This window comes from Bradyrhizobium sp. LTSP849 (genome assembly GCF_000938255.1).
Lineage (GTDB): Bacteria > Pseudomonadota > Alphaproteobacteria > Rhizobiales > Xanthobacteraceae > Bradyrhizobium.
This window is the reverse complement of the sequence record NZ_JYMR01000033.1, coordinates 1-19063: the sequence shown is the minus strand read 5'-3', so window position 1 is coordinate 19063 and position 19063 is coordinate 1. Positions and strand designations below refer to the sequence as shown.

At 58.6% G+C, this 19063-nt stretch carries 12 protein-coding genes and 4 pseudogenes; 5 read left to right on the top strand and 11 right to left on the bottom strand.

Going from position 1 to position 19063, the window contains the following annotated elements; translation table 11 throughout:
* Nucleotides 1-10: 10 nt before the first annotated feature.
* Together UB31_RS40560 and UB31_RS21205 are read right to left on the bottom strand one after the other, a co-directional pair.
* Nucleotides 11-959 (bottom strand): IS630 family transposase gene (locus UB31_RS40560; RefSeq protein ID WP_156163132.1). Its coding sequence is split into 2 segments (ribosomal slippage): nt 11-622 and nt 624-959, totalling 948 coding nucleotides; the frame shifts between segments, so codons are not numbered across the junction.
* 278 nt (nt 960-1237) lie between these two features.
* Nucleotides 1238-1444 (bottom strand): hypothetical protein, encoded by a 207-nt coding sequence (locus tag UB31_RS21205; protein ID WP_045005816.1) that lies wholly within the window; start codon nt 1442-1444, stop codon nt 1238-1240.
* A gap of 397 nt (nt 1445-1841) precedes the next feature.
* On the opposite strand from UB31_RS21205, the pseudogene UB31_RS43035 reads away from it, so the two are divergent.
* A pseudogene (locus UB31_RS43035) lies at nt 1842-2289 on the top strand (transposase family protein); the annotation flags it as partial.
* Nucleotides 2290-2396: 107 nt separating this feature from the next.
* Here UB31_RS43035 and UB31_RS21200 read toward each other — a convergent pair.
* The 3 genes and pseudogenes from UB31_RS21200 to UB31_RS21190 all read right to left on the bottom strand — a co-directional run.
* Nucleotides 2397-2612 (bottom strand): annotated as a pseudogene (locus UB31_RS21200) (transposase); the annotation flags it as partial.
* A 79-nt stretch (nt 2613-2691) separates the two neighbouring features.
* Nucleotides 2692-3394 (bottom strand): annotated as a pseudogene (locus UB31_RS21195) (ABC transporter substrate-binding protein).
* A 300-nt stretch (nt 3395-3694) separates the two neighbouring features.
* A complete protein-coding gene (locus tag UB31_RS21190) occupies nt 3695-5875 on the bottom strand; it encodes an Ig-like domain-containing protein (RefSeq protein WP_197087343.1) in 2181 nt (726 codons plus the stop codon).
* A 652-nt stretch (nt 5876-6527) separates the two neighbouring features.
* Between UB31_RS21190 and UB31_RS40550 the strand changes: the two are divergent.
* Together UB31_RS40550 and UB31_RS21180 are read left to right on the top strand one after the other, a co-directional pair.
* A pseudogene (locus UB31_RS40550) lies at nt 6528-6773 on the top strand (AbrB family transcriptional regulator); the annotation flags it as partial.
* A gap of 1209 nt (nt 6774-7982) precedes the next feature.
* The gene (locus UB31_RS21180) at nt 7983-8189 is read left to right on the top strand and encodes a cold-shock protein (RefSeq protein ID WP_045005300.1); all 207 of its coding nucleotides are present in this window, start codon (nt 7983-7985) and stop codon (nt 8187-8189) included.
* 53 nt (nt 8190-8242) lie between these two features.
* Here the strand turns inward: UB31_RS21180 and UB31_RS43030 are convergent, their stop codons facing one another.
* Both UB31_RS43030 and UB31_RS21175 read right to left on the bottom strand, forming a co-directional pair.
* Entirely contained in the window at nt 8243-8491 is a 249-nt protein-coding gene (locus UB31_RS43030) for a DUF7662 domain-containing protein (protein ID WP_502691265.1), read from the bottom strand.
* Nucleotides 8492-8500: 9 nt separating this feature from the next.
* Nucleotides 8501-8686: a hypothetical protein gene (locus UB31_RS21175; RefSeq protein WP_045005101.1), complete on the bottom strand. Its 186-nt coding sequence runs from the start codon at nt 8684-8686 to the stop codon at nt 8501-8503.
* A gap of 2841 nt (nt 8687-11527) precedes the next feature.
* Between UB31_RS21175 and UB31_RS21170 the strand changes: the two genes are divergently transcribed.
* Nucleotides 11528-14020, top strand: coding sequence for a hypothetical protein (locus UB31_RS21170; RefSeq protein WP_156175477.1), 2493 nt, complete (start codon nt 11528-11530; stop codon nt 14018-14020).
* Between the two features lie 168 nt (nt 14021-14188).
* Here UB31_RS21170 and UB31_RS39935 read toward each other — a convergent pair whose 3' ends face one another.
* Complete coding sequence (locus tag UB31_RS39935; RefSeq protein ID WP_050044809.1) at nt 14189-14740, bottom strand: hypothetical protein; 552 nt, start codon at nt 14738-14740, stop codon at nt 14189-14191.
* Between the two features lie 326 nt (nt 14741-15066).
* Between UB31_RS39935 and UB31_RS21160 the strand changes: the two genes are divergently transcribed.
* Nucleotides 15067-16428, top strand: a complete 1362-nt coding sequence (locus tag UB31_RS21160) for a site-specific integrase (RefSeq protein ID WP_349509937.1) — start codon at nt 15067-15069, stop codon at nt 16426-16428.
* 141 nt (nt 16429-16569) lie between these two features.
* Here the strand turns inward: UB31_RS21160 and tnpC are convergent, their stop codons facing one another.
* The 3 genes from tnpC to tnpA form a co-directional block, all read right to left on the bottom strand.
* A complete protein-coding gene (tnpC, locus tag UB31_RS21155) occupies nt 16570-18048 on the bottom strand; it encodes an IS66 family transposase (protein WP_045010987.1) in 1479 nt (492 codons plus the stop codon).
* 122 nt (nt 18049-18170) lie between these two features.
* Nucleotides 18171-18527, bottom strand: a complete 357-nt coding sequence (gene tnpB / locus UB31_RS21150) for an IS66 family insertion sequence element accessory protein TnpB (RefSeq protein WP_045004130.1) — start codon at nt 18525-18527, stop codon at nt 18171-18173.
* Nucleotides 18524-18982: an IS66-like element accessory protein TnpA gene (tnpA, locus tag UB31_RS21145; protein WP_045005335.1), complete on the bottom strand. Its 459-nt coding sequence runs from the start codon at nt 18980-18982 to the stop codon at nt 18524-18526. Before tnpA ends, tnpB begins: the two co-directional genes overlap by 4 nt.
* Nucleotides 18983-19063: the final 81 nt, after the last annotated feature.

The window sequence follows — 19063 nt, the reverse complement described above, 5'->3', positions numbered from 1 at the left end:
CTAGAGCGTTTCATTTTTTGATAGAAGCGTATCCGGCATTAGCAAAGTAGTTGGTGCATTCGGCTGGCATAACGCCTCTGACGAGGTGACCGATGTGGTCGCAGGCGTCGTCGATCGTGCGTTTCTGTGCGATGCGCATCCAATGTTTGATTTTGGCAAAGACCTGCTCGATCGGGTTCAGGTCGGGTGAGTACGGCGGCAGGTACCACAGCCTAGCGCCGGCTTTGCGGATCATCTGACGGACTGTCGGCGACTTGTGGCTACCGAGATTATCCATGATGACGATGTCGCCCGGTTTGAGCACTTTGACGAGTTGCTGTTCGACATAGGCGCGGAAGCTTTCGCCGTTGATCGGTCCGTCGAACACGCAAGGCGCAGTGAGCTGGTCACAGCGTAGGGCACCGAGGAAGGTCAGGGTTCGCCAGTGACCGTGCGGCGCAAAGCCGCGCAGCCGCTCGCCCTTGGCTCCCCAGCCGCGTAGCGGTGCCATGTTGGTCTTGATCCAGGTCTCGTCGATGAACACCAGGCGGTTTGGATCGAGGCGATCCTGCAAGCTGCGCCAGCGCTGCCGCCGCCACACGACATCGGCGCGGCCTTGTTCAAGGGCGAACAGAGTTTTTTTTGAAGCTGAGACCTTCGCGTCGCAGAAAGGTCCACACCGCGTGGTGCGAGACTTTTACGCCTCGCGCGGCAAGTTCGTCCTTCAGCCCGTGCAGCGTTAAATGTGGCATCTGACTGATCCGCTCCACGATGAATGCTCGATGCGGCGCCAGAACTGGCTTGCGGTGTCCCCCCATCTTGCCCGGCGCGACCGAACCTGTTGCGCGATAGCGCTGCCTCCACTTCACGACCGACGACACCGCAACATCGAACCGGGCCGCCACGGCATGGCAACTCTCGCCGGATTCCACCGCCTTCACGGCTCGTTCACGAAGATCATTCGAAAGAGGTCGGACCATCCGATGCTGGCCTCCGATCCAGCCAGCATCTTGAATCACAAACCGCCGCCCGACGGAATCCCTTTCGATTCAATTAATCAATGATCCGCTCTAGGTCGTTAAGGCGGTGTCAGCTCGATGAATTCGCGCTGACTGAGTTCAATAAAACAACATCACCGACATCCACGCCGCCAGCGACGCGCAGAGACCAACTCCTAGATAAGGCAATGCAAGGCGCATCGGGTTTCCCCTCCGAGACGCGAAATATGCCTTAGCTTCGCACGTCTACCGTCAGACCGCTACGAATCTGAAGTTGTGCCGCGGCCGACGCCGGGCGGTGACTTGCCGGTGCACTCGGAAGCCGGCGTATCCACGGCACTGGTTCGCTGCTTGTGAACTTGCTCCTCAACGTACAAGAGCACCATGCGCCGCGTTTCCGGGTCGATCAGCTTCTGGAACGCCCTGATCAACCGCAGCATCTGAAGATCTTCAATGCCCTTCGCCATGGCAAAACCTCATTGAAAAATTGACTAGCTCAATCAGGAAATTATGCAGCGGTTCTGCCGATCGAGGAACGTGGAACTTCGTCGAAGGTTAAGGTCTGCCGGCCATCGCCTCCGATGCCGGCGGAGCGGCCCCGGTCCACCTGCCCCATAACCCCCAACCGGGGCCGTCTCTCCGGCGAGAGTTACTTCCACGACGTGGATCGCGCATGGGACGGTCCGCGCGCCTGCCCTTGTGTCGGCGCGGACGCGCCCTGCCCGGCTGCCCGGCCGGGGCAGATGCCACGCTGTCAATCGGCGTTGGACTGGGACCCCCGATCGGCATCCAAAGGGGGCTCTGACTCACTTTTTATGCAGTTTGGAGGATCTCTGGCGCTTTGATTAGAGGAGAATCAGCGCCATGCAGCAGGCACTCCAGCGCTCCAATCTGATGCCGAGTGGGTTTGTTGTAGAGTGCGTACTTCGAAGGTGATAAGGTCGTTATTGCGGTCCGGGCGTCGGGAAGCGTTGGTCTGTGTCCATCGTGCGGAACGGTTTCCCGACGTGTCCATAGCCGGTATCGGCGACGCGTGACCGATCTGCCGCTCTCGGGGCGGATCGTCCAGCTCCTGGTAATCGCCCGCCGCTTCCGCTGCGATGCCGTCCGATGCGGGCGCCAAATCTTCACCGAGCGCTTCGCCGAAGGGGTAGTAGCGCCATCGGCGCGACGGACGGCAAGGCTGGACTCCATCGTCCATCACCCCGGTCTAGCGCTTGGCGGTCGACCGGCAGCAGGCTTTACAAAGCGGCTAATGCTGCCGGTGAGCAAAGATACGCTTCTTAGGGTAGTTCGGCGCCGTAGCCGTCCCCTGATTGAAGCTGATCGTCTCGGACTCGGACGTCGCCGGGTAAAGCGCCACCGGGCAGGTGACTAGTGACAGGCGAAGGAAGCCTTTCCAGTTGGCTCGGGGGGCTAGCCGTAGATGTAAAGCTTAAGGAGTACCGAGGGATGGTACGATGGCCGACCAGTCGCCGCAGGCTCAATTCCATCGAAACTCATCTCGGCCAAATCAAGCGTATCGACGAACACATCGATCACCCGAACCGGATTGCTCTCGTCAATGAAATCATCGAGGCATACGGGCAACTGCGTCCATTGCCCACGATCCGCCTCTTCAACGAAGCGCCTCATCGATTCCTCCCGCAGAATCACGAGAGAATTATAAAGGGCACGGCGTTTTCACACAGCCAGGATCAGAAGCAGAAGTCGGTTACCCTATTACCTCGTCGGCGCGGCCCAGCAGCGTTGGCGGCATGGCGAGCACAAGGATCTTTGCTGTCTTTAAGTTGACTGCAAGTTCAAATCGGGTTGGCTGCTCTACCGGGAGGTCTCTTGGCTTAGCTCCTTTGAGGATTTTAGCAACGTATCCGGCAGATCGGCGGTACATTTTAGGAAAACTGGGACCATAGGATATTAGACCGCCATCGCGGGTGTAGGCTACTGCTTCCCAAATCGAAGGCAACCGATATTGGGACCATAGGTCGATTAACCGCTTGCGGTTGAAGTTGATAAACGGTGACGCTAATCCTGCGACGCCATTCACGTTTTGCTGCAAAGCCTCGGCGAATATATCAGCAAGCTTGTCAACATCGGTTACCTTATCAACCAATATTTCGAGCCCTAGCCCGCTCGCGCTCGATTTCGCTTGTTCCAAGCCAATGGTCGAGCCCATGGTCGGGTCATGTAACAGCATGACTTTTGTGATACTTGGCACACCCTCCTTCAAGATTTGTAATCGCTTTGGAAGGGCTGGTGACATTTCCGCCAGGCCGCGCCAGACTTTGTACAAATCCATCGCTGATCGGATCGCTCAGAATGGCGAACACAATCGGCGAACTAACTTTGGCCTCAAGCAATGCTCGTAGCGGCTGCCGCCCAGCTGTGACAATTACACTGCGATTTCGTTTTTGCACTGTCACCGTAATCTGTGGGAACGGACGACGTTCCAGTCAACGCGACCGAGCGCATTGTTCGCCCCTCGTGAGCGCGACAGCGTCGTCCTTGCCCAGCTCCACCGCGAGGCGCGCCAATCGAACACCTTGCTTTGTATTCCCGCTGCCGCGGCCTCGCCTTCGTAACTCTCGCCCGCGGGACCCGGAACAGTCAGCCAAGTCGAACCGAGCTATTGCTGCGGCGTCGCCACGGCGCCGCTTGCCGGCAGCAACACCACCGCCGGCTAGCTGGCTTTTGGCGCTCGCTGAGCAGCTCGTCCCTTACGCGAAGTGGAAGTCGTGGCTGTTCAGCTTGTCGAGCTGCGTGTTCTTCAGCGTGAGGGCGTCGCTCCCCGTCGCGATGACAACGTCGCCGCCTGACTGGGCCGCGTGGGAGAGAACGCTCGCAAAGGTGTCGAACACGCCCTTGCTGAACTGAACCGTGTCGTGAGCCGGTCCGCGGGCAGCGAAGTCCTTGATGACGTCCTGGCCGAAGTTCGACGCGAACACGAAGGTATCAGCACCCGCCTTGCCGACCATGACGTCGTTGCCCGAGGTGCTGGTCAGCGTATTGCTGCGGCCCGTGCCGATGATCGCCTCGCCCGAGCTGGTCCCGACCACGTGGCCCGTGGTGTCGACCTGCTCCGCGGCAAAGGCGTGGGACTTGCCCGACAGGTCGGAGGTCTGGAAGCTCCACTTGCCGTCGGCACCCGTCGTAACCGAACCGACCGAGGTCGTACTGTCCGACAGCTTGATCTGGCTGTTGGGATCGGCAGTGCCCTTGATCGTTGCGGTGTGATCCCAATGCTGACGCACATTGGTGACTTCCACCGTCGAGGTGCCGTTGGCGCCGTGCGAGCCGATCGGGGGGTCGATCGGCTGCGACAAGATGCTGGTGTTGCCGGCAGCGTCGGTGGCTGTCGCAGTGAAGGTGTGGGACCCGTGCTTGAGATTCGAGGTCGTCACGCTCCAGTCGCCGTCACTTGCGACGGTCGCCGTGCCAAGCAGGGTCGTGCCCTCATAAAGCTTGATCGAGCTCCCCGCCTCCGCCGTTCCGGACACCGTTGCGCGGTTATGCGTGGTCGGATCGCTCAACAGAACCGGAGCATGCGGAGCAGCAGTATCCACCGTGACATCCAGCGCAGTCGATGCCTTGCTGGTGACGCCAGAGGCCGTGTCCGTTGCAGTGAAGCTGTGCTTGCCGTCGGCCAGCGCAGCAGTCGCGTAGTGCCATGCTCCGCTGGCGTCCGCCGTGACGACGCCGAGCTGGGTCTTGCCGTCGAACACCTTGACCGTGCTGTTGGCAGCGGCAGTCCCCGCCAGGGTCAGTGTCTTGTCGCTGGTGATGTGGTCACCGGCGACACCGCTGTCGGTCGAGAAAGAGGCGATCTTCGGCGCGGCAGGCGCAGTGGTGCCCGTGCCCGAACCGGTGGAGCCCGAGGTTCCCGAGCCGATGACCGGATGTATGGCCGTCGACGCAGCACTGACGTTGCCCGCAACGTCGGTCGCCTTCGCCGTCAGCGCGTGCGAACCGGACGACAGGGCGGACGTCGTGACGCTCCACGCGCCGCTCGAGTTGGTCGTCGCGGTGCCGACCTGCGTCGTTCCGTCGAACACCTTGATCGCGCTGTTCGCTTCAGCAGTCCCCGACATCACGACCTGATGGGCAGTGTTGACGGTATCGCTCGCGATCGTCGGTGCAGCCGGTGCCTTGGTGTCGACGGTGACGGTCACCGCAGCCGACGCCACGCTGGTCTTGCCCGACGAGTTGGTCGCAGTCGCCGTCAGCGCGTGCTTTGCGTCACTCAGGACCTGGGTGATGTAGTCCCAGCTGCCGCTCGAAGTCGCAGTCGTCGACCCGATCTGCGTCGAGCCGTCATAGACCTTGATGGTGCTGCCTGCGACAGCGGTCCCGTGCAGGCTGACCTTGCTGGCGTCGGTGATGCCGTCGCCGGTCTTGCCCGTATCGGGTGACCAGGATGAGATGGTCGGCGTTGCCGGGATAGTGGGCGTTGAGGGTGGCGTTGTCGGAGACGTCTGCCATCCCGTGCCGAGCTCGTCGTTGTTTGACAGGACGGGCGTGTTGCCTTTGAAGTAATAGTAACCCCACTTGCCCTCACCAAGTTCGTTGTTGGTGAATTGGACGCCGGAAATCTTGTCGGTGCTGCTGAAACTGCCGTCGGAGTAAAGGGTGTAGCCGCCCCCCGCAAGATAGTTGCCGTCCACCTGAATGTTGGAGACCGGACCGAAGTCATTATTGATCATCACGGCCGAGACCCAGCTGTTCTCGTTGATGACGGTGTTGTGCCGAATAACGACGTCAGAAACGCCGCCGTCGATCTCGATGCCATCGTAGTGCGGACCACCCAATGACGTGCCGAGACGCACGTTCGGCGCATTCATGTCGTGGATATAATTGTCCTGGATAAGGCTCGAGCCGGTGGCAATAATGCCATTCTCCACGTTATGGATATCGTTGCGCAGGAATGTGCCGGAACCGACAATGCCGTTCGCGCCATCTTGACTGCTTCCAACGTTTAGAATCTCGCTATCCTTGACGACAGTTCCTGTGATGCCTTGCTTGATCCAGATGCCTGTCCAATCGGTAGACGTTATGCGGCTGTTTTGAATCGTGACGTTATCGGCCATGACCCAAATCGTGCCTTTGACATCGAGAGCGTTGATGACGGTGCCTGGCTGAGTGACAGTCACGTCGCCCGACGCAGTCAGGATAACGCCATGAGGAAGACCGGTGCTATTCGCGTCTGGAAATCCAGCAATTGCCATGTTTGTCCATCCCTGAGCAATGCACGCGCAAACTAGATTTTACGCGCAGACCATTTGATACTTCGCGGCTCAGTCCAACTTTGATCTGGTTCTTAGCCGCCCCATTAGGAACGTGGTTTCGAATTCGCACGCGCCTTTTTTGAGACGATTTATTGACCCGAGCATGGAGATTTATGTCGCGCAGCCGCAATTCCCTGCCGTCGCCCAAATTGATATTTATCGCCGAATTGGAAATTAATGATCGGGATTAAATTTCGATGGAGCGTGTTCTTTAAAAGACGGAGCGTGTTATTAAAAAATGGGAGGCGAACGACCGATTGGTTTCGGATTGGCCTTCGCTCTCGTCGAAGCTTTCGATATCGATCCTTTGACAGCCTAACTTGCCACCAGCCCGGGCGGGGCAGACTCGGTCGCAATTATTGCGGCATCCACCACTGTCGATGTCGGGTTTGTTATGGCGCAGCAGGTCGCTCGTTTTATGCTCGTCCTTATCATTGGCCTGGCTTTGTCTCGAGTCGTTGCGGATCGGGTAGCTAAGAATGTTCCAAATATTTCCGACAAAGCTCCCACCTGAGTGAGTCGGTCGCAGAAGATTAATTCAGTCGGGTGCCGGTATGGATAATCCCGATCGGGGATGGTTGGCTCGCTTAACGCCGTTAGCCTGGTGGTTGTCCCACTCTTCGTATGTTGCTGGATTTTTACGACGATCCGAGCAACTCATCTAATCGGCGTCAGGTTTTGGTTTATCCCGTCGATCTACGTTGGCCTCATCGGCGGCATTCTTGCTCCCTTGGTCAGCCTGACCATGTTTGCGTTCTCTGAGGAAGCAGAACGTCGAGGGCACAAAGTAACCGACACCACCCTGTATGTCGCAGCCGCAATTCTTTACTGTGGGTGTGTTGTTTGGTCGTACTTTTATAATTGGCGAAAGACGGGATCGGCCCTCCTGTCCGTAAGCCTGACGCTGCTTCAAACTATTTCTGCTGCTTTCGTCATTGTGGCGCTGTACCTCTGGATCAGCGGCCACAATACAAAGCAGTACGAGCGCGAACACGGCATCAACCGAGTATCAGTGAGAGATGGCCCACAGGGCCGCGTGCTGGCAGGCCTTCAACCTAGGCACTGGCCGCGAATTTGCCCACGCCCCCCTTCCCAGCTGCTTTTGGAATGGCAGGATTACCAAGCAGTGTGCACCATGATGCGGCTGTCAGGTCGATGCTTGGCAGGCGTTCGGCCTCGCGCTTCGGATAGGTGCGGACCCCGAGGCGAGGGGCCGATTGGCTAGGAACAAGGCACGGCGGCCAGCGTTTTATTTGGGCGTCCCGCTCGCGCGGGAGACATCGATCCGGCCTCAGCATATCCCCCGATGCCGCTGAGGCCGTTTCCTTGTTCGATCCATCCTCGCGGTGCTTAGAGGTCTTTTGCGGGCGGACCAATCCAGGTCACATCCGGTATGTCGGCGGTGAAACTCCTTCCGCCGGGGATTGCCGAGCATCGACTTCCTCTGTGGCGACAAGGGTGCAATCGTCGCACCTAAACAGCCGGCATTCGGCATGCTCACCCAAGAACCTCATGGGCTGTAAGCAGAGCTCGCAGCCCCGCACGGGCGTGGTGCCGTTCCCGGTGAAAAACAGCTTCATTGCCCCCTCCCATGGCTTCAGCCCATAGGAATCCGATTCGCATAGAAGTTAAAGAGAGCGCGCGAACGCTTAGGCTGCCGGTTTTACTTGCCGGGCTTGGTGCAACGACTTAGGCTGTTGTCATTTGCTCGGTGGAGGCGGACGTGGCGACCGGTATTGTGAAGTGGTTCAACGCGACGAAGGGATTTGGTTTCATCCAGCCCGATGACGGCGGCCAGGATGTCTTCGTGCACATCAGCGCGGTGGAGCGCGCTAGCCTATCGGGCTTGGCTGAGGGGCAGAAGGTCTCTTACGAGGTGCAGGTCGATCAGAAGCGCGGCAAGAGTAGCGCAGAAAATCTGCGCGTCTGAGCTGGCTTGCCCTTGGTAAGCCGCGACTCCTGGGCAACGCATCATGGCGAGATTCATATTCGATGAAAGTCAACAGCCCGCTGCTTCAGCGAGACCTTCGCCTTGAACCCAGCTTTCAGCCAAGCCATGGCCTGTGTGTGGCCAGCGTTGCGCGAGCTCTCATTGCCCCACCAGGCACTGAATCTGTGGGCAGAGGCAGGTAGTGGCCTTCCGAGTAGCGCTTCGATTTCAGAGAATGTGAGTCGAACAGTTTGCTCTCGCACGCTGTCCAGCTTTGTTCGTAGGGGATCGTAAATGGACATCTCCGCTCGTCACCTTGGTTTTTTGACGCGGCTCGTTGAGGTGAAGTCACGCGCTGCAAGGTCCAGTTCGAGATCGGCAATCCGTTCAAAGATACGAGCCGCGATTTCCTCTGATTCTTGGGAAGCCAACGACCGGATGCCTCGCAACGCGAGTTCGTCTCTTAGATCTTTTGCCACAATGAATTTGATGGCCATTTAAATCCTAATTCCTAAAACCGTGATCCAACCTCAACCTGAGCGCGAGCGCAAGGGGCGTCACCTGTCCATGCGCACCCACCAGTAGGCAACGGAAGCGTAGCGCTGCTGCTGATCAGGTTCTGGAGCTTGCATAAGCGGGCGTGAGGTGAGAGCCAGAACGTCGTCGACGGCTTGTTAAGCCCAAGCGGCCATCTAAGCCGGGTGATCTGCTGGGATGATGGTCGTTAGGGAGGCAGGCCTCCAATATCTCCAGCTTCGATTGCTCTTCGCTCAAGCGCCTTTCGACAAATTGGCGCTCGAACTCGATCAAACTCGTTCGCAATAAATGGCGATAGCGTTGAATATTGTTGTGATGTGCGCGCGACAACTGCTCGTCAATCATCATCGTCTTCCTTTGACGGCTACTATCTCTTTCCTTTTTGCTTCACGGGGTGAGGTGCCCCGAGGCAACATTCCTAAACGTCGCTGTAGCGGAGTGTCTTCGCTCCGCGACGCCCCCATTCCCTCGGCCAGGACTTTATATCCCGACCTTTTAATAATGTCGGACTTCGATAATAGAAGCAAGAAATACGCGAGGAGGGCCCCGCGAGACCCCTCTTACGATCTGTGAACCATTTCACAGTCGCAGAGATTGCGATGAATCCGCCGTTGCCAAACCAAATCATTACTTGAAAATAGGTGACGCGCAATCGCCGGGGGTTTTGCACCTGCCAGGGATTACACTCCCAAAATGCCCACCCGTTCACGCTGGCGGGCCTTCTCGTTATGAAAGGCAAGCGACGATGGTGAGAATGACGTCGGCGCCGAGGTCTCCCGAATACATCGAAAGCAAAAGTCCAGCGCCAAGGGCAACTGCAATTACTTTAAGCGTGATCATCTTCTCTCGCCTCTTCGGCCCCGAGAGGAGGCTAGGCCCGCTCTGTTTCCGGAGTGCTTCAGGAGCCGGGTATACGGTTTCGTTCACTGAGGGGTTATCGAACGGACACAGCAGGTGATGGGAGCTGCCTCGCGGCTGCCGGAGCCGTTGCGGCGCTAACGTGCCGCATGCGAAGGCCGCAGCGAATATCTCTCGCTGCGGCCCCGCTGGTCAAAATAAACCGGGTTAAATGAACAAGTAGAATATGCAGCCAGCCCCGGTAGCAGATTTTAGCACCAACTTGATTAGAGTTTCAAAGTAAATTTCGCCGGAACCGAAACATGCCTAACGTGCATTGAGTTCCGTTTATTGAGGGCAGGGTCCGCCGGCTCGTTGCGTGGCAGGCCTTCAAGCGAGGCTTTCTCGCCCCGGCGGGCGGCAGCTAATAACTAATGTTAAGTGGTCGGAGCCTCATCTTCATTAAATGTGAAAACGGTTATTTCCGGAATCTGCAAATACGTATAGTCTGCTTGCATTGAGCGGCTTTTTTCAGTTTTTATTGCGTGAGGGGCCAATGGATATCCACAGCCCGCATCTGCGACATGTTTCTGAGGAACGCCAACAGCTGAAAGTTATAATGCTGGAAATCCAGCGGCTGCGCCGGCTTGTTGTGCTGGCCAAGGTCGAAGTCCGAAATAGACAAGACTCCAAAAAGGTTCGGCCCGCGAGACGGAAAGATCTTAGGCTCGCCGTAGATGCGGGCATCGGAAGGACAGCCAATTCTCTGTGACCTCTTTTCGAGGGGAGATTTCCGATGAACTTGGCGTTGCCCTACGTCGGCATTGCTGCTTGTCTCGCTGTATCAAGTTGGCTCGCGCTCGCCCACATGTTTTAGAGCCGGCTAGCTTATGGCCGCCGATCGGCCGCATGTCGGCACCGCTATAACTTGTAAGGCTACTTCAGCCTTTCCGGGGCACTAGCCTGTTTACGATCTCAGTGGCCTGGTCTGAAAATCAGGTACTGGGTCTATTTTATTGTGGCAATGCCAGCCACTGGAAATAGTCCAACTCTGGGCGCAAACTATGCAGGTGCAGTGCCCCAAATGCAGCGTGATCGTCGCCATTGGTAGCACCAAGTGGTTCTTTGACGGCGGCGAATGCAGGGAGCTTCGTGGTACTGAGGCGGGCGATGCTAAGACCTATGAAAAGTGCCCGGTTCTAATAGAAGCGGTGTCCAAGGCAGGGAAGAATTCAACTACCTCGACGCCCTAGGGACCCAACCGGCCCGCCATTTCGATTATCGACATTGCGACGGGCGAAGCAACCTAATCCCCCTCTGCGGATGTCAAACGATAGGCCCCAGCCCGGGGCTGGCGGGGGCTGGGGCCTTCAGGCAGCCGACTCGCTATCTGCAACACCGACCACGCAGCCAACTGTACGCTCGTCCGGGGCCAGCGTCATCATTCGGGCGAATGAACCTTTCCTCAATCGCACGGACAAATAATATCGCGATTTTACAATTCCTCTCACAACATAAATCGTGCGTTCGCCGTCCGACACCTCCCAGGCATTCTTCCCTCTGCTGGCCGATTTCCTGAGAGTCAAAGGCGTGCAGCGAACGGCGTGGGCGCGTGCTTCGTCTTCGTTGCGAAGCAAAGGCCTCGACGGTCCGGCACCGTTTGCCCATTCAAGTGCTTGTGGAAATAGAATCTGGGCATCTGGAACTCCCCCGAGTTCTCTTTGCCGCCAACTCTCAGGACTCCACGAGGGAGGGCAGGACTCCACGCGGAGCGCAAGTTTTCGTTCCAAACAAATTGTACTGAACTTAATAGTAGGGCGGGACCCGCAAGACCGGTCCAATTCATCCGGCCGATAACACTTAGCCTCTGCCCAGAAGCCAACATTCGCCAGCGGTGATTTGGCTCACCGCGGCAACTGATATACTTATGCTACCCAAGCGCGAATGGAATGGGGGGAGCGGTGGTGAAGGGCTCGATGCCGAGCCGAGGCGGCCGGCGGCAATATACCGATACCTTCGTTGAGCGATCGGCGGACGGCACCCTGAAGTTTTTCGGAGCAGATGGTCGAGAATTGACCTTCTGGTCGCCGAAGGACCCGGGAACGGTTGCGGCAGCTGATCGCAGGGCTACCATCGTTGTCCGCCAGCCGCGGCACATCTACCGGGAGCCATTCTATCTCGATGAACAGCAAACCAAGAAGCTTCTTTGGATGCTGCAAAGCCAGCTCGCGCGAAAGAACAAGGGTCCAACTGCGCCGCCAGAGCGCGAGTTCGATTTGGATGACAGGGCACGCCGGCGCCTCGAAGCTATCCTTGGCGTTCGGTTCAACGAAATTCCTACGCAACTGGAAATCACCAATTTGGACTATCCGCCAGCAGAACCCGAGGATCACCGGCGTCGTGTTCTACTGATCACTTTGCCATTTCTGACGTTGTTTGCAGCACTCTTTATTTACGTACTGGTGTTTACGGGCCAGGGCGTCGATATTTGGCGGTCGACGGATGGCGACGTGTGGGCTGCCATTCGTCTCAGCGCTGCAATGGGCGTCTTGAACGCAGTCGTTTTTGGTAGTGCCGTTGCATTGTTCTGTGATGAGGCGTCGCCGCCACGTCGTTTCGGACTGACGAAAAGTGAATTCGACCTGTTGGAGTTTGCAATAGGTCTGTCGTTCGTCACATCACTAGCGGCAAGTTTCGCATTCGCGCTTCTGCTGCCGGAGGACGTTCTCACGCTTGCGGCTGCCGGACTCACCATTGTGATCGCCGCGGCTTTGATCGTCTCCTTTAGTCTGGCGACGGTCCTGGTGGCAGTGGCGTTACGCCGTCGGTTTGTTGCTGGGATCACCGGCGTCGTGCTGCTGAGCGCCATCGGCATTGCTCCTGCGGAGTTTGGCGAATGGTTCGGTTCAGCGCTCATTCTTTCCCTAGGGTTATCCGGTTGGTTCCTGTTGGTGGTTGAGCTGGCCCGGTGGGTGAGAATCTCTGGCATTCGTCTCCGAATGATTTTCTTGCCTTGCGTTGGCGTACTGGTTCTCTCGGAGCTTAGCGGGTGCGTCATCTCGTGGCCGCCGCATGATATGATCCGGGGAGCTCAACACTTCGTGCCGCAGCGGGATTTCGGTAAGACTCTGCTTGAATCCGTTGCTCAACAAAAGTCGCAAACGCCAACAATTATCATTGTTGCGGCTGCCGGTGGCGGCATCAGGGCAAGCTATTGGACCTCCAAAGTGTTGGCCAGGATTGTTGATCGTGCTCCTTCGGCGCGCACAAAGCTGTTCCTTGCGAGCGGAGTGTCTGGCGGTTCTGTCGGCCTTAGTCTTTTTCGGGCGCTTCTCACCTCACCGAACCATTGTGCTGCTGCGGGGGAACTTGGGCGTCTCGAGGCTTGCGCGGCCAAGTTTCATGAACAGGACTTCTTGGCTGGAATTATTGGAGCCATGGTGACACGGGACGTCCTAAATTTTCTCATACCAGTCTTTCCTGCGCGAAGCGTCGCTCTTGAGCAAACTTGGGAAGCGCGATGGCGATCTCTCGAGGCGTCGACAGGTGAGACCTCCAACCCGTTCAGCGCGCCCTTTCGGGCCCTTTGGCGCGATCAGCCGACTGCACTATCATTGGTTCTGAATACGACATCGGTGTTCGGTGGCGATCGCCTACCGATTAGCAATCTCCACACCGATGGATGGCTCGAAACAAGAAACTCGTGCAACCTGAACATTGCCGAGCATATCGACATGCCCTTGAGCACGGCGGCAAACAACAGTGCTCGTTTTCCGTTTGTCGAGGAGTGGGGATGGTTTCGGCCGACCGCCACACCGCAGGACAAGAACGTCAAAACAGCATCCAGCGTGACCAACGGCTGCAAGGCCTATGAAGGTGTCGCGGATGGCGGGTTCTACGACAATTTCGGCGCGGCTACGGCTCTTGAGGCCTACAAGAAAGCGAAGGCCGTCGCGTCTCAGAACAATCTGAAGCTTCGCGTAATCGTTATCCAGGTGACCAGCGATGCGAATTGCGAGACGGCGGCGGCCATCGATGGGCGTACGGAACGGGTCGCGGAATGCAATGAGGTTTTATCGGACAGGCGTAAGCTGCTTGCGCCAATTTGGCGGTTCGGCTTCCACGCTTGGGACGCAGAATATAGGCGCGACTACGCCCACAATACTCGGCTTGGCCTGCATCGCTTTCTTTATCCGTTGCCGAAGGAAAATCTAACTCCTGGAACCCTCGAAGTCGAATTGCAGGCGCGTTCGATTAGCGGCCTTGGCGTTGCGCGCCAATTGAGGGAGAGCCTGGCCCCTAGTGACAGTTACTACCAATTCTCGATCGCAGGCGCGATCGACGCCCCGCTGGGATGGGCCCTTTCGAAATACTCGCGTGATCGTATCGATGAGCGGCTTCAAACTGCGTCAAACCAGGCGGAGATGAACCGTCTCCTCGCGGACCTGGCGCGATAGCGAGGAGACTAACTTTCATTGGACACAAGATTCCAAAACACTCCGAGTGCGTCAGTGCGTATGGTTTTCTCGGTATCAAGGAGAGAACCATGACAGGACCAGAACATATGGAGACAAGCTCCGTTCGCTTTTGCTGGCTTCGTGGCTAGAGGCGGTCCAACACCCGCCTCAGCTAGTCCGCCCTTGGTTTCTCCACTCAGCTACCTGAGGAAACTCTCTCTCGATCTCCTCGAAAGTGATCTGCGTCGGGAAACAGGACAGTACCGGCTCGAAGCTATCGCGGCGATCCTCGCTGAAGAAAATGCCGAGCGAGGCATCCTGATGCTTTAAGACCTTCGGTGGAGCCTTATCCACCCAGCATTGCGCCCGCAGCGCATACCGCTTTTCCTGCATCCGCGCAGGGTCGAACCTGTCTTTGGGCTGTTTGACCTCAAAATGCATCGCAAAGCGTCTTTTGTCCTGTGCCTCGAAGACCGCGAAAATGTCCGTCTCCCGTCCACCACTGCAGCACGGGTTTTTGCAGCCCATGAAAAAGTGAAATCTCCACCATTCGGCGGTGGGGGTCTGTCTCTGCAGCATCATCTCGTTCTTGAGCAGACGCGCATCGGCATCTTCTGAGAACTTCGATTTAGACAGCACCCACTTCGAGAACCCTTCATGCTCCGCGAGCGCGCGGGCAATTGGCTCGGCATATTGGTATTCCAAAGAACCATACTTCATGAGGCCTCGCCGGCCTTTATCATAGCCGCTATTTCCGATTCTGACTTGCCGGGATGCAGCCTCATCAACTCCAAGGACCTTCGCCGCTGCGCCGCCTTCTGGCGTTCAGCCTTGGTGGTTTCGCGCACCCTTACCTCGCAAGCCGCGCACCTCGCCGGGAGGAGTTGTGCTGAAGGCGAGATTTCCACACCCACGACCTGCGGTAGCCCGACGCCATCCCGACCTACTGGGAATCGACAATTTGACTCGGCTCTGGTCAGGCCATTCTTGGCGAGATGCCTCGCCCGTTCAAACGCATCAGCCCGACCCTACCAGACGGGCGCCCGGTGAAGATCACCTTCGGCGAGATGCGCGAAATGGGTGTTGGGGGCATCTTGATCTACTGCTGCTGCGGCCACCATGTTGCCTTGGGCGCGGACCGCTGGCCTGATGAGGTCCGGCTGTCGGACGTCGAGCAGCGCCCGGTCTGCACCGCCTGCGGCAGGCGCTGCCCCGACGTCAGGCCGCATTTTGATTGGGGCAAGCCCAGATACAGAGACGGCAAGCTCGTCGCCCAAGCCGTCTGGATCATCAAGGACGGCGACCAGCATATCGCCACAGGATGCCTTGCGAACGCGTCTGGAACAAAGCCGCCTCGAGAAGCAGAGCAGGCGCTCGCGGACTACATCGCGCGCAAGTATCAACCCGAACGGAATAGACGCGACATAGAGGACATCGACTGCGCCGATGTGCTCTCAATCTACCTGACGGACATAGGCGAGCCAGGAGAGCAACACGAGATTGAGCCGAGGATCGAACGTCTAAACGAGTATTGGGGTGGCAGGATGCTGGCGCAAGTTAACGCTCAGACCTGTGCGGGATACACCACGCATCGTGGCAATCCGGGTGGTGCCCGCCGCGACCTTGAGACACTGCGCGCTGCGATCAATCACCACGCCAAGGAAGGCTTTCACCGCGGCGTGGTGCGGGTTTCGCTGCCTCCCAAAGGCGACGCCCGCGACCGATGGCTGACTCGCAAAGAGGCCGCAGCGCTGCTTTGGCGTTGTTGGAGGTATCGTGAGAAGCAGACAATACACTCAGGAGCGTCGAAGGGCGGCCCGGTCGCCACGAACCGCAGGCCTCTGCGTCATATCGCTCGGTTTATCCTGATCGGCCTGTACACGGGCACTCGCGCAGGCGCGATCGCTTCGGCGTCGCCATATGCGATAACTGGGCGCTCTTACGTGGATCTGGAGCGCGGCATTTTTTATCGCAAGGCCATTGGCAAGCGCGCGACCAAGAAGCGTCAGACGCCAGCACCCATACCGCCTCGGCTGCTCGTCCACCTTCGACGCTGGTGGAACCTGAAGCTGATCGCAGAGTGCTTCGTTGAGTTCAACGGCAAGCCGGTCGCCTCCGTGAAAAAGGGTTTTAAGACCGCCGTAGGGCTTGCTGAGCTGCCCGGGAGGCGACCCCCCACACCCTGCGCCATACCGCTGCGACATGGCTCATGCAGCGTGGCGTGCCAATTTGGGAGGCGGCAGGGTTCCTGGGTATGTCTCCTGAGGTCCTGCAGGACACCTATGGGCACCACCACCCAGACTTTCTTCAGGGAGCGGCCACCGCCATCGGCCAAAAAGGCCGGTATGTTTCGGTGGTTGAAACGGTGGTTGACTCGGGAAGGACCAACGATAGAAGGAAAAACCTAATGATTTCTGGTCGGAGTGGCAGGATTCGAACCTGCGACCCCTGCGTCCCGAACGTAAGTAGCGTTCGAAAAGATCAACGAAAACAATAAAATCTGTGTGGGATTGGCTACCTCTGTCGCTGCTTGTTCGTAAGCGCTGTTTTCAGGCCACAGCTCTGAGGTCGTGACGGCAATAGGCCCACGGAAGCAACTGATCGATCTCGCTATTCGGATGACCATTGACGATCCTGGTGAGGACGTCGGTCAGGTAGGCAAGCGGATCGAGGTCGTTCAGCTTACAGGTTTCGACCAGGGAGGCGATGGTGGCCCAGTGCTCGGCACCGCCGTCGGAGCCTGCGAACAGCGCATTTTTACGGTTCAACGTGATCGGACGGATCGAGCGCTCGACGGCGTTATTGTCGAGCTCGATACGGCCATCATCGATGAAGCGCGTCAGGCCATCCCAGCGTGAGAGCGCATAACGGATGGCGTCTGCCAGCTTGCCCTTTTGGCTGATCAACGCGAGCTTTGCGCGGAGCCACAGCTCGAAGGCTTCCGCCAGCGGCCGGCTTTTCTGTTGTCGAACGAGACGACGTTCCTCGGCGCTGCGGCCGCGGATGTCCTTCTCGATGGCATAGAACTCGGCGATATGCTTGAGCGCCTCGCTCGCAATAGGCGCAGGACCGGGGGTGGCAAGTTCGTAGAAGTTACGCCGCATGTGCGACCAGCAGAATGCAAGCTGAACGTTGCCACGCTCGGCGAGCCTGCCATAGCCGGCATAGCCGTCGACCTGCAGGATCCCCTTGAAGCCTGCCAGATGAGCGATCGGTCGGTCGGCCTTGCGGTCGGGCGCATAGACATAGGCGACGCCCGGCGGATCGGCACCGCCCCATGGCCGGTCGTCCGCCGCATAGGCCCAGAGCTGACCGGTCTTGGTGCGCCCGCGGCCGGGATCGAGCACCGGCATCGTCGTCTCGTCGGCGAACAGCTTTGGCCGCTGCCTGAGCTTGCCAAGGAGCCGCTCATGCAACGGGCGCAGATGGAAGGCTGCCTGTCCCACCCAGTCCGCCAGCGTCGAACGATCAAGCTCAATGCCCTGGCGGGCGTAAATCTGCGCCTGCCGGTAGAGTGGCAGGTGATCGGCATATTTGGAGACCAGGACCTGGGCGACGGTGGCCTCGGTCGGCAGACCACCCTCGATCAGCCGGGCCGGGGCCGGCGCCTGCATGACACCGTCCTCGCAAGCCCGGCAGGCGTATTTGGGACGCCGGGTGACGAGGATCCGGAACTGCGCCGGGACCAGGTCCAGCCGCTCACTTCTATCCTCGCCGATCCGGTGCAACTCGCCCTGGCAACAGGAGCAGATCTTATTGTCGATATCGACGACGACCTCGATCCGCCGCAAGTGCGCTGGCAAGGCGCCACGGTTGATCCGGCGCTTGCGAGCCCGAGCCTCACGGCTTTCAGGTGCGCTGACGTCCTGCGCCGTCTCGCTGTACGCTGCGACCTGCTCGACATCTTCCAGGCCCAGCAGCATCTGATCTTCAGGCAAGGTCTCTGCCCGCCGGCCGAACCGATGCCGCTGCAATTCCTTGATGATCTGACGCAGCCGTTCGCTCTCGCACCGCTCGGCAAGCAGCATCGCTTTCAGCGTCTCGGGATCGTCAGGCAGGGCGTCGCTCACACGCAATTCAGAGCATATTCGCCGCCATCTGGCGACGCGCTCGATGCCCCTGATTCACTTCGCCGCAGCGCTGCCAACAACTATCCGGCTTGCGTTGGCGCTGGCGTCTCCCGTACCTCGTGGACACGCCGCCAGTCGAGCCCTTCCAACAGCGCCGACAATTGCGCCGCCGACAGACGCATCACGCCGTCCTCGATCTTCGGCCAGCGGAAGATCCCATCCTCAAGCCGTTTGGCGAACAGGCACAGACCCGTTCCGTCCCAGAACACCAGCTTGATCCGATCCGCCCGCTTGGCACGGAACACATAGACAGCTCCCGAGAATGGGTCAGCCCCCATGCTCTCGCGCACCAGGGTCGCAAGCCCTTCCATCCCCTTGCGGAAGTCCACCGGTTTGGTCGCCACCATCACCCGGACCGCACCCGACGGACCGATCACCGGCTCGCCTTCAGCGCCTGGACGATCGACGCAATCATTGCCGTGTCCGCACCACGACCGGCCCGGATCGTGATGCCGTCGACTTCGATCTCGATGATCCCGGCATCGCAACGGCAAGTTCGGACATCCGGTTTGGGTTTGCAGCGCGCCACTTTGCGCTCCCGGCCAAGAGCAGGCGCCGGCACTGCGACATCCACCACCGCCGGCACAAACTGCACTTCTTCTATTTCGGAATGACCGCCTGCTGCCTCTCGCAACTGACGTCGCCAGCCAAACAACTGCTGCGGTGACAATCCATGCCGTCGGGCTACCGAACAGACCGAGTCGCCGCTCGCCACAATCTCCGCGACGATCCGCGCCTTGTCCTCGTCGCTCCACTTCCGCCGACGGCCGGCGCCGGTGAAGACCTCAAGCCGCCGTACCGGCTCCGTGATAGCAGTATGCACTGTGTCCATTCTAAGCCTAACGGTCCAAATCGAACCGCAGACTCGCAGATCACCCCATCATCCGGTAGGTGGCCGCTGAACAGCGCTTAC

Excerpts from the sequence above, each read along its gene's own strand:
- UB31_RS39935 (WP_050044809.1), bottom strand. The coding sequence starts at position 14,740 with ATGAAGTATGGTTCTTTGGAATACCAATATGCCGAGCCAATTGCCCGC.
- tnpA (WP_045005335.1), bottom strand. The coding sequence starts at position 18,982 with ATGGACACAGTGCATACTGCTATCACGGAGCCGGTACGGCGGCTTGAG.
- UB31_RS21205 (WP_045005816.1), bottom strand. The coding sequence starts at position 1,444 with ATGGCGAAGGGCATTGAAGATCTTCAGATGCTGCGGTTGATCAGGGCG.
- UB31_RS43030 (WP_502691265.1), bottom strand. The coding sequence starts at position 8,491 with ATGTCCATTTACGATCCCCTACGAACAAAGCTGGACAGCGTGCGAGAG.
- tnpC (WP_045010987.1), bottom strand. The coding sequence starts at position 18,048 with ATGCTGCTTGCCGAGCGGTGCGAGAGCGAACGGCTGCGTCAGATCATC.
- UB31_RS21175 (WP_045005101.1), bottom strand. The coding sequence starts at position 8,686 with ATGGCCATCAAATTCATTGTGGCAAAAGATCTAAGAGACGAACTCGCG.